This window comes from Candidatus Nitrospira salsa (genome assembly GCF_965152625.1).
In genome coordinates this window covers 753,837-765,066 of record NZ_CBCUCO010000004.1, presented here as the reverse complement: position 1 = coordinate 765,066, position 11,230 = coordinate 753,837, and the positions used below count along the sequence as shown (strand labels likewise).

The following is an 11,230-nucleotide window of genomic DNA, read 5'->3' as shown; positions in this document are numbered from 1 at the left end:
CCTACATAGCTTCACACTTTTGCCCGCGCAATTAACGAGGTCAGCCCATTTCGAGAAGACGATGATCTGGGTTGCGCTCACTGGCAAAGTTCTTTGACCAAGGCGACCGAAAGAGAACGACAGGACGTTCTCGTTGATCAGTCACAACTAAGGCATCCGACGGAGCCTTAAAGGTTTTGACATCCCCCTCAAGCCATGCGCTGGACTCGTAAGCCAAGACCTCCAATTGTGTCTCCACTCGATATTCACTCCGTAAGCGAAACACCAAGACATCGAACTGAAGTTTCCCAACAGCTCCCACAAAGAACTCAAGGCCATCTAAGCTTTTAAAGATTTGAATCGCCCCTTCCAACGCCAATTGTTCGATACCTTTATCAAAGGCTTTTCGTTTGGTGGTATCCGTCGGTCGAACGCGGGCAAAAACTTCTGATTGAAATTGCGGGAGCGGTTTATAGTTAAATCCATCGGTGAGTGAAATCGTATCGCCTATCTGAAAGACCCCAGGATTGATGATACCAATCACATCGCCAGGATACGCAACATCTAAGGTATTCCGATCTTTTGCCACCATGCTATGGGGCCGAGAGAGACGGACATCGTTTTTAACACGATGATGCTTCACCACCATATCACGCTCAAATCTTCCCGAACAGACTCGAAGGAACGCCGTGCTGTCACGATGTCGAGGGTTCATATTGGCTTGCAGTTTAAAGACATAGGCACTAAACGGCATTTCCACCGGATCGACAATAATTTCTGTTCCGTCATTGGCATCAGCCGAACGAGCTTCAGCTGACGGTGCAAAGTCGACAAACGCATCAAAGAACACCTCAACACCAAAGTTGGTTAATGCTGACCCAAAAAAAGCGGGAGTCACGTTGCCTGCTTGAAACGCCTCGCGCGAAAACGGATTTCCCGCGACATCCAAGAGTTCAAGGTCATGTTCAAGTTGCTCTCGAAGGTGTTGAGGAACATGCTCAACATACCCAGGCTCGTCTAAGCCAATCTCGGTGACAATCGGTTTGGCTGCACCAGCCGATGCCGTTTTTGTATATTGCAACAGTCGTCGTTTTTCCCGTTCGACCACTCCTAAAAATTCGCTACCCGATCCGACCGGCCAATTCATTGCACTGGCATGAATGCCTAACACGTCTTCAACTTCAGACAACAAATCCAACGGAGGACGTCCGGGCAAATCCATTTTATTGATAAACGTCAAAACGGGAATCTTTCGTAGTCGGCATACTTCAAACAACTTTCGAGTTTGAGTTTCTACACCTTTTGCCGCATCAATGACCATGATCGCGCTATCAGCAGCCGTGAGCGTTCGATAGGTATCTTCGCAAAAATCTTGATGACCTGGTGTGTCGAGAACATTAATAATGGTCTCTTTATAAGGGAACTGCATAGCAGATGCCGTAATGGAAATGCCACGCTCCTGTTCCATCTCCATCCAATCCGAGGCCGCCAACTTACCACTTTTTCTCGCCCCGACCATTCCAGCGGTTCGAAGCATACCGGAATAGAGCAGAAGTTTTTCAGTCAGTGTGGTCTTTCCGGCATCTGGATGACTAATAATGGCAAAGGTTCGTCGTTTTCTCGCGGCCACACGAATTTCTTGTTTAATCTGAGGAGTCGACATGATGGATACCTTGGAAGAAAAATATATAAAGAATGGACTACAACGCGTGTAAACGCCCTTGCGCTCGAGCTAAATTCACGCGAGCCGCATTGAACGTAAACAACCCTTCAATGAGATTGTCACGAGCTTGAGCGACAGATGTTTGAGCGTTGGTGACTTCAATATTCGTCGCTACACCCACCGCGAAACGTTCACGGGCCAGATCGAGTTCCTTCAGGGATAACTTCAGTCCCAGTTGCGCCACCTCGACTTGTTGTTGCGCAGACTCAATGGTCAACAAGGCATCACGCACCTCTAAGGTCACCTGATAGTTAAGATCTTGCGTTCGAATTGATTCTTGACGAACGAGACTCCGATTTTCAGAGATCCGGCCTTCTCGCTGTCCACCATCAAAAATGGGCACAGTCAGTAAAACCTGCACATTATTCGTTGTCAGCGCGTCCGGAACTTGTGTTCCAATAAGACCAACATCGCCAGAAGCCTCGAGATTGGGAATCCGTTCACTCACGACCGAACTGAGAGTCAGCGATGCCAGCCGCTCTCGACGCTTTTGCGCAAGGAGTTCAATTCGATTTTCTCGTGCAACAAGCAACGCTTCTTTGGCGCTCTGTTTCGGGACTGGAATCAATTCCAACTCATCTGTGAGAACAAGCTCCACATCAAATGAAAGTCCAATCGCTCGAATGAGATTGAGCCTTGCACGATTATAATCATTACGAGCCACAAGAAGTCGTTGCCGTTCGTTTTCCAATTGGACACGCGCCCGTGTGACATCCAAACTTGTGGCCATTCCTGCAGACTTTCTTTCGGTAGCCAGTCTAAGGAGTTCTATGTTCAGTTTGACGTCAGCCTGTCTTGCCTGCACAGCTTTTTGTGCTCGTAACGCCTCAAGATACACTAACCCTGCAGTCGCCATTGTATCTCGTTCACTCACTTCAGAATCTAAATTGGCCACTTCGATACCTGTACGAGCGGCACGCCAGCGTTGAATTAAACTCAGACTAAAAATACTTTGCGTCAACGCTGCTCGGGCTTCATAGAAATCAATTGGTCTCGAGACTGATGGGCTCCCACCAAAAGATCCAAAGAAAAATCGTCGCCGCGCACCACTCAAGCGACCAGAAATATTTGGAAGCAATGCACCTAACCGTGTATCAGCCACATGTTCGGCTTGTGTCACCTGTTCTTTAAATAATTGAACCGTCGGATTTTGATCGACGGAGGCTTGCATCGCATCTCGTAGGCTCAGTCGAAGCATCGGGCCTTGGTCGTCGGAAAGGACTGTTGGGGGTTTCTCCGAAGCTGCAAATATCTCACTTCCCCCTCCCCACAGTAGTCCCAAGACCAACACCATGCTCCAACACGTCCATACGCCACCTTGTTTTTGACGATGACCGCACGCATCCTTATTCATAGAGAATTCTCTTTGGATTTGTAATCGACAGTATACAAGTGACGTGTTTAGACCTTGCTCGCTTCAGGAAAAAGCTGCGCCTTAACTTGCTGCTCCCGCTTTTGCTTCCATTCCATCACGATACTAAATAATGCCGGTACCACCAGAAGCGTAAACATCGTCGACATCACCAAGCCGCCTAGCACCACGCTGCCAATACCTCGATAGAGTTCTGAGCCGGCTCCAGACGACATCACTAGAGGAAGTAACCCAAACGTCGTCGTGAGCATACTCATCATAATGGGACGAACACGAGATCGCACGGATTCTCGAATAGCTTCATGCAGTGATAATGCGTGGATCGGTTCATGCTCAGACTGTTCATGAGATTCTCGATCATGTTGTTTCATGAAGTTTAACGTTTGATGGACCACAAGAATAGCATTATTGACCACGACGCCAATCAAAATAATAAAGCCAAGCATTGTCAGGACATCAAGTGGTTGATACGTCACAAAGAGGTTCACTAAGAATAGTCCAACAAAGCCACCGGCAGCGGCCAACGGAACGCTGAAAATAATCACAAAGGGATAAAGAAAACTTTCAAACAGTGCCGCCATAAGTAAATAGGTAATCACCAAGGCCAATAAAAAATTCCACTTCAGAGCATTATAGGTTTTCGTCAAATCATCGGCCGTTCCCGATAGATGAATATTATACAGTCGACCTAATTGCCCACTATTGTTGAGCGGTAGAAGAATTTCATCACGGATCAAAGACATGGCCGTTTCCAATGGCATTTCTGAAGGAGGGATCACCTGGACAACAATCGATCGTTCTCGCTCGATATGGTTAATCTGTTCCGGACCGGAAACAAAATCAATATCTGCAATGGCCCCCAACGTCGTCAACTTTCCTCCTCGCGTATAGATGGGAATCGATTCGAGATTTTGCGTACGATTCGCATACTGATCTTCTCCGCGCACCGTCAGATCTATCTCATCGCCCTCAAATTGGTAATCACTCGATTTCGCGCCATCAACCAAGGCATTGACGGTAAAACCTAGCTCACGATTCGTCATTTGGACATCCGCAGCTCGCTCACGCTTCACCCGAACATGTACTTCGGGGCTTCCCAAATCCAAACTCGGGATAGGGCGAATTTGAGCGCTTGGAAGTAATTGTTTCGCTTGTCCAAAAACCTGCCCACCTAAGGCCAACAATGTGTTCATTTCCGGTCCAGTAATTTCAATATCGATATTTCGTCCTTCTCCTAACCCTCGTTGAAAGAGGTTTCGTTGCGTCACAATGCTAATGACACCGGGCAAGTCGGCGGTGGCTCGACGAAAAAGCGGAATGAGTTCTGTCACGCGGTCATCTTGGTTGGTGCGTCCACCCATAAACACGGACCGTCCCGTCGCCACATAGAAAAAGTTTTTAATGCTCGGACCATCGAGTGCCGCATCTTCCGGCGTACCGGGCACTACATCCCAATAAGGCTGCAACACGGCTTCAATGGTCTTACCCATTTTCAAAAACTCTTCAGTGTTATAGCCTGGCGGTGGTAAAAGAATCCCAAGGATCAAATTTCGATTTCCATTCGGAAGATATTCCGCACGTGGAAGAAACGCAAATGTTAATCCAAGGGCGAACATCATCAACCCGACGACCGTCACAATCCGTCTTCTTCGATCACAACACAGCCAATAGACAAAATTCGCCACCCGCTCAGAACTGAACCCCAATCGTTGGATGAGCTGATCACTTTTCTCTAACACACGGTTCACGCCTCGCTGAACAGACGACCGTGGCCTTGTCGACTCAGAATCTTTCTGTCCAATGGTTGTCAGGATCCGAGCTGAAAGACTTGGGATGACACTGATCGAAACCAGGAGACTCAGACCAACCCCTGCGCTAATGGCAATCGCAATGTCCTGAAATAATTCTCCGGCTTGCTCTTGGACAAACACAATGGGAATAAACACCGCAATCGTAGTTAACGTACTGGCGAGAACCGCGCCCCAGACTTCGACCGTCCCGTCATATGCTGCACGAAATAGCGCCTTCCCCATTTCTCGATGTCGATAGATATTCTCAAGCACCACAATAGAATTGTCGACTAACATGCCTGCCGCAAACGTCATACCGGCAAGACTAATCACATTCAGGTTCCTGTCCAATAACCACAGTGTGATAAAGGTCCCCATAATGCTAATAGGAATAGCCAACCCAATGACCAACGTCGTACTGCCGGTGCGAAGAAATAAAAATAACACCGTGATGGCCAATAGGCTCCCGACCACCAAATTTTGCTTAACGAGATCAAGCGAACTGTAGATATAGTCCGTTTCATCATAGACCTGATACAGCTTTAAGCCCCGTGGTTTCAATAATTCTTCATTCAGATCCTTGACGGCCTGGCGAAGACCAGACATGGTATCAAGGACATTCGCTCCCGTTTCGCCGATGGTGTTAACCGCAATACATGGCCTTCCTGATTGGCGAACAACATGAGTGGCATCCTTATAATCAACTCGAGCCGTCGCAACATCTCGCACATAGACTGGTCGACCGCTTCTTCTGGCAATAATGACATCTTCGATGTCTTCAGGACTCTGATATTCACCGACGGTCCGAACCACGTAGGTGCGTTTGCCTTCATCAAAATCACCTGCACTAAAGTCACGATTTTCTGCGTCTAAGGCTTGAGACAAGTCCATCATCGTTAATGAACGAGCGGCCAGTTTATGCGGATCAACGAGTACTTGCACTTCACGTTCCCGTCCACCAAACACATTCGAAGAGGCGACTCCGGGAATTCGTTCAAAGCGAGCTTTTATAATATCTTCTGCAAAGTCTCGCATTGTATCGATATTGACTGGGTTTCCTTCTTCTGTCTGGAAGATAAACCACCCAATGGCCGCTCCTGCCGTATCGGCACTGCTAATGACAGGCTCATCAACTTCAAACGGATATTCTTTGACCTGATTGAGACGATTCGAGGCACGCAAGAGTGAACTATCAATGTTGGTTCCTGCCGGAAACCGCAAGATCACCTTGCCACTTCCATTGGAACTCTCAGAAAACATTTTTTCTAAGCGTTCAACTCCCTTCAGCTGCTCCTCTTGCTCATCAATAATCTCGCGTTCGACTTCATTGGGGCTCGCTCCTTGCCAAGTGGTATCAATCGTGATTTCCGTCTTACTGACATCAGGAGTCAATTGCACCGGCAACTGATAGAGTGCCACAACCCCAAATAGGACAACGAGCAACACACCCACCGTCGTGGTCACAGGATTACGAATCGCAAATTGCACTAACGGCATCAGTTAGCCTTCAGCCTCCAAAATTCGTACGGATTGACCGGGAAGTAGTCGCTCATTCCCTTCCACGACCACCGTCGCGCCAGGCTCAAGATCGCCAGTCACTTGAACGACTTCGTTCAAATGAAGTACAGGATTCACAGGAATCTGCGATACCTGACCTTCCTTGACAAGATAGATAAACTCTCGTCCTCCTCGTAACACGAGCGCATCTTTGGGTATAACGAGCGCGTCATAGGGCGCCCCAACCTGTAAGGTCACCCGAGAAACCATTCCGCTTTTGATAGATAAATCTGGATTGGGCAATTCCACGTTAATCGGAAAGGTCCGAGACGCCTGATCGGCTTGCGCGACAACCGAAAACACCCGCCCTTTTGCTTGGAGATCAGGCAAGCCATCAAAGACGGCGGAAACAGGGTCATTCACGCGGATGTCTTTAATATATCGCTCAGGGAGTGGCACTTCGAGTTGCACACGAGACATATCGACAATTTCGACAACTTGCCCTCCTGCGGAGACCCACTGTCCGACTTCTGTAAACTCTTGCGTGATCCATCCGTCGAATGGTGCAAGGATACGCGACTTCTGTAATTGATCACGGACTTGCTGAATTTCTGATTTCAACTGAATTAATCGCTGTCCCAATGCACTTTCTTCGGTAATCGCATCATCATATTCTTTTTGTGTCACCAACTCCTTTTTAAACAACACATTCACGCGTCGAAGATCTTTTTTCGCCTGTTGGTAGCGTGTACGGGCTTCATGATGAGAAGCCTCCGCTGAGTGCAGTCGAATAGTCAAGGTATCGGTCCGAAGTCGAGCAAGAACCTGCCCTCGTTTCACCGCCATCCCTTCTTTTACCGGGAACACTTGCACCAAGCCAGCGACTTCACTAGCAACCACGCTACGACGCCACGGTTTCACGGAACCAACCAAAGACACCGATCGCTGAACTTCTTGCATCATCGCTGTCGCAACTCGAACAGGAGAGGGTGGACGACCTTGAGGCGGTTGAGCAGCCTGCTGTTCGCTACAACCGGCCAACATCACCATCGCGAGGAAGGGAATTATCAGTTGTCGTATCTGCAAGCTCAAGGGCGTAGACTCACTTTTTTTTAATGGGTTTCTCAATCCCATTGAGAAATAAATTTCCGAGTATTTTCCCTTTACTTTCAAGCGATTCACTCGGATTCGATTGTAAAACCCATACATACATCGTCGAATTCAGCATACCATGAAAGGCTAATGAAACAGCTTCAGGATCAACACGTTGCAACTCGCCCCGACGAATTCCCTCGCGCACGACATCGGCGACTAGGGTAATTTGCGACAAATAGCATTTCCAAATTCGATTGCCGAACGCACTTTTCACGGTCCACTCAAACCCACTCCATTCTGAAACATAGATACGAAAAAAGTCTCTATTCCGATCAGCAAAAGCCAATTTCACCTGAATGACCGCACGAATTTTCTCGAGAGCCGTGTCGGCTTGAGCCATCTGCTCTTCAAGCAACTGAAATAATTCTTCACTTTTGGCTTCCATCAGTGAAATATAGATTTCCTCTTTGCTTTTGAAAATTCGATAGACGGTTCCCATGGCAAACTGTGCCGCGCCGGCAATTTCGACCATACTCGTCTTAAAAAATCCATGCTTAGAAAACAAACGTTCAGCCGCGCAGAGAATCTCATCCCGACGCGCCTCGACTTCACGCTGTTTCCGTTGTGAGCGTTGATCCATCATATTGTATCTGAATAATTATTCTAAGCTATGATTCTATATTCTACAATATAGAATGAGTATTCACATACATAGAATCGGCAGAAGAGTCCAGGTCACTTGAGCCAAAACTAGAGACACACTATATCTGGTAGACGACGAGGATGTTCAGGCACCTGAAAAGTGAGAAGTAAAATTAAATCATGAACAAGCAAAAATAAGATGGCTTGGACACAAAGAATTGAAACCGCGCACGATGACGTCAAAAGACAGAAAAACTGACCATTATGAGTATTCCTAATCTGGCCCACCAACGCCTCAACTGAATTTACGCAGAAGGCATCCCTTCCATTTGTGGGCCTCCTGAGACACCCCCGGAGACAATAAACGCCATGACATCGGAACTGTCAGCCTCTAGGGGACGAACCTGATCCTTGGGAAATACCAAAAGATTTCCCGCAAAATTATAGGACTGCGGGAAATACACGGCCACATGATCAAAAAGCCCCAAAAACTCCATATTGCTACGCGTGACAAAACCCACGGCCTCCGCATGACCATCGGGAGTGAGTGTCACAATCACGGGTTGATCGAACCTCCGTTTTTCTCCCATAAACGCGGCAATGAGATCCTTGATGGACGTATAGAGCAGTTTCACAAATGGGGCTTTCGTAAGCATTTGCTCAACAAAATCAAATACCTTTTGCACAAAGACATTCGAGGCAAATCGACCGGTTAAGGCTATGAGGCCAATTGTGACCAAAAATCCGACTCCCGGCACTGGAATATTCAGCCATCCATCGATGGTCTCGAACACAAAAAATGCGACTGATATGGTCACGACAACGGGGACTAAAATGAGTAGGCCTTCAAAGAAATTCCTGGCTAAATCGTTCATCGTGATATTTTTCCAAAACGCTGGTCTATCCCATTTCATGAGTCTTCACCCTCCACACATAAAAGGTAAATCTGAGAACATTCGTGAATCCGATAGAGATGGATCTCTGAAGCAACTGTGGCGAACCCAAATAAGTTCTAGCTGAGGCATATTAATTAACCTCGCGCAATTATTCACTTCAAACATGCGGAGGTTAATTGAAACGGCTATAGGCGTACGCCTCTCACGTTCGTAGACTCTACCGAACGATTCTAGCCGATACAAGCCGTACAACAACCTCTCTCCATACGTAATTGACCAGGGTTACAGCGAGGGAAGTGATGGGATACAATACGGGTGTGAGGCACGCACGCGGATACGAATATAGCCGTTCCAAATAACTTCGATTTTTGAGGCGCAGTATTACGCTGTCTAGGCGACCTATAATGAACACTTTAGAGGCAAGCAGGTCTCACCATTGACACCCACTTTAACCCTGCGAGAGGTATACAACAATCGTCGTCTAGACGATCTATAATGAACACTTAAGAGGCAAACAGGTCTCACAATGGTAAGCACCTTTTATGCTGCGAGAGGTATGCAACAATCGTCGTCTAGGCTGCCTTTTCTCATAAACTGGAAATTAATGGATTCGCTATATACCTAAAAAAAAGAAGGAAAATGATTATGGCAATGAGTGGAGCAAGTCCTGGGCAAGCATCATCACAATCTTCTAATGATCCCTCAGCGGAGACTGAAATATTAAATGTCGTTGTTCAACGTGATGGACAAAAAGTCAGCACGAAATGGGGTCTTCATCCCAATCTAAAAGATGAGCTGAAACCAGAAGAGTGGAAAGAGCTCACTGAAATCATGGGAAAAGTCACAACGATTGTTGGAACACGATTCTCGGAAGTATTGAATCAAACTGAAGAACGGACCGCCGGCACAGCATAACCACCCCTGCTCAAGAAAAATTTTTCATTCAAGAGGAAAATCACCGATCGAAACGATGAGGGCGATTACTCTGATGCCCTCACTAACGAAATCGCAAGCGTGAGTCCAGTCGACAGGTCTTGATACGAACCTTGCATTGACTTTCCATCCGCAGCCACAACGGCCTGGGATCGGCCGTTCGTGCCGAGAATCGTTGAATAAAAAATATTTAAGACATTTCCGCTGATCTGCCCCTCGCCTTGCGCCGTAATAGACGATCCATACAAATTGGTCGTGACTTCTTTCATGACTATATGATCACCGTTTTGCTCAAAAATATAGGAGAGTGTCAGGTCTGCAGGGGTACGCCACGTGCCTGAAATATTCAGGTTACCGCTTTTTTCAAGTGTCGCCCGTAATGAACGCGATTCTCCAGCATGCACCTCGATGTTTTTCCTCCATGAAGTGAACCCATCTTTGCGCACCGTAATTTCATATTCATCTGCATCAAGATTCTTCAGTGTCAATGACCCTTTTGAAGTTTTGCCCACCACCACATCATCAATCAATACATCGGCATTGGCAGGAGAGCTGTGGATCGTGAGCGACACCTGCTCGGCTTGTTTAGAGGATGAGGGAGTCTTGGCCAGAGAATCCACCTCAGTATTCACTGGAGGCCAACGCGAGAGAATGCCCCAGTTTTTCGCCAAGCGGCCAACGCGGGACGCGGGTACGCCATAACTAAAGGCTCCCTGATTCTCCATCACCACGCCAACCACCTGCCCATTTAGAAAAATAGGACCTCCAGAGTTCCCTTCGTCAATCGTCCCTGACAACGTCAAATACTCGCCTTTCCATCCTGAAACCCGCCCGTTGGTGACCGCCCACGGTGTATCAACAAATCGAGGAAACCCGATAAAATCAACGGACTCTCCCCCATTCAACGCATCACTGGTTCCCCATTTCAACGTCTCAATACCTTCTGGCAATTGACCTGTCACTCTCAACACAGCTAACCCGCGTGGATTGTCGACAATTGACTGCATGGCTTTAATCTCGGCCGAAAAGGTCCGTAATTTATCAGGATAAAAGGTCACGTTCATCTTGGGACGAGGGCCATTCGCATCTTCAATCACATGTGATGCGGTAATGATATAGGCTTCGTTGTCAGCATGACGGATGATGAAGCCCGTGCCAACCTTTCGTTTTCCACTTTCGAACTCCGACATGATATTTACCACACCAGCCTTGAGAGGCTCAAAGGCCAGGGCATGTACAATCGTTGGAAAGGCAACGACCAGACAAAACAGTAAACTATTGAATCGCAACCACATGACTCACC

General features: G+C 47.4%; 8 protein-coding genes. 1 reads left to right on the top strand and 7 read right to left on the bottom strand.

From position 1 onward, the window contains the following. Positions 1 to 40 precede the first annotated feature (40 nt). The 6 genes from ACWQXP_RS17610 to ACWQXP_RS17585 form a co-directional block, all read right to left on the bottom strand. Complete coding sequence (locus ACWQXP_RS17610) at positions 41 to 1,642, bottom strand: peptide chain release factor 3 (protein ID WP_454064165.1); 1,602 nt, start codon at positions 1,640 to 1,642, stop codon at positions 41 to 43. A gap of 37 nt (positions 1,643 to 1,679) precedes the next feature. Further along, complete coding sequence (locus ACWQXP_RS17605; protein ID WP_454064164.1) at positions 1,680 to 3,056, bottom strand: TolC family protein; 1,377 nt, start codon at positions 3,054 to 3,056, stop codon at positions 1,680 to 1,682. A gap of 47 nt (positions 3,057 to 3,103) precedes the next feature. Beyond that, entirely contained in the window at positions 3,104 to 6,361 is a 3,258-nt protein-coding gene (locus ACWQXP_RS17600) for an efflux RND transporter permease subunit (protein ID WP_454064163.1), read from the bottom strand. Between the two features lie 3 nt (positions 6,362 to 6,364). Beyond that, positions 6,365 to 7,453, bottom strand: coding sequence for an efflux RND transporter periplasmic adaptor subunit (locus tag ACWQXP_RS17595; RefSeq protein WP_454064162.1), 1,089 nt, complete (start codon positions 7,451 to 7,453; stop codon positions 6,365 to 6,367). Between the two features lie 10 nt (positions 7,454 to 7,463). Further along, the gene (locus ACWQXP_RS17590; protein ID WP_454064161.1) at positions 7,464 to 8,099 is read right to left on the bottom strand and encodes a TetR/AcrR family transcriptional regulator; all 636 of its coding nucleotides are present in this window, start codon (positions 8,097 to 8,099) and stop codon (positions 7,464 to 7,466) included. Between the two features lie 304 nt (positions 8,100 to 8,403). Then, positions 8,404 to 9,012, bottom strand: a complete 609-nt coding sequence (locus ACWQXP_RS17585) for a DUF502 domain-containing protein (RefSeq protein ID WP_454064160.1) — start codon at positions 9,010 to 9,012, stop codon at positions 8,404 to 8,406. A 627-nt stretch (positions 9,013 to 9,639) separates the two neighbouring features. Here ACWQXP_RS17585 and ACWQXP_RS17580 point away from each other — a divergent pair. Further along, positions 9,640 to 9,909 (top strand): hypothetical protein, encoded by a 270-nt coding sequence (locus ACWQXP_RS17580; protein WP_454064159.1) that lies wholly within the window; start codon positions 9,640 to 9,642, stop codon positions 9,907 to 9,909. A 65-nt stretch (positions 9,910 to 9,974) separates the two neighbouring features. Here the strand turns inward: ACWQXP_RS17580 and ACWQXP_RS17575 are convergent, their stop codons facing one another. Continuing rightward, complete coding sequence (locus ACWQXP_RS17575) at positions 9,975 to 11,222, bottom strand: trypsin-like peptidase domain-containing protein (protein WP_454064158.1); 1,248 nt, start codon at positions 11,220 to 11,222, stop codon at positions 9,975 to 9,977. Positions 11,223 to 11,230 lie beyond the last annotated feature (8 nt).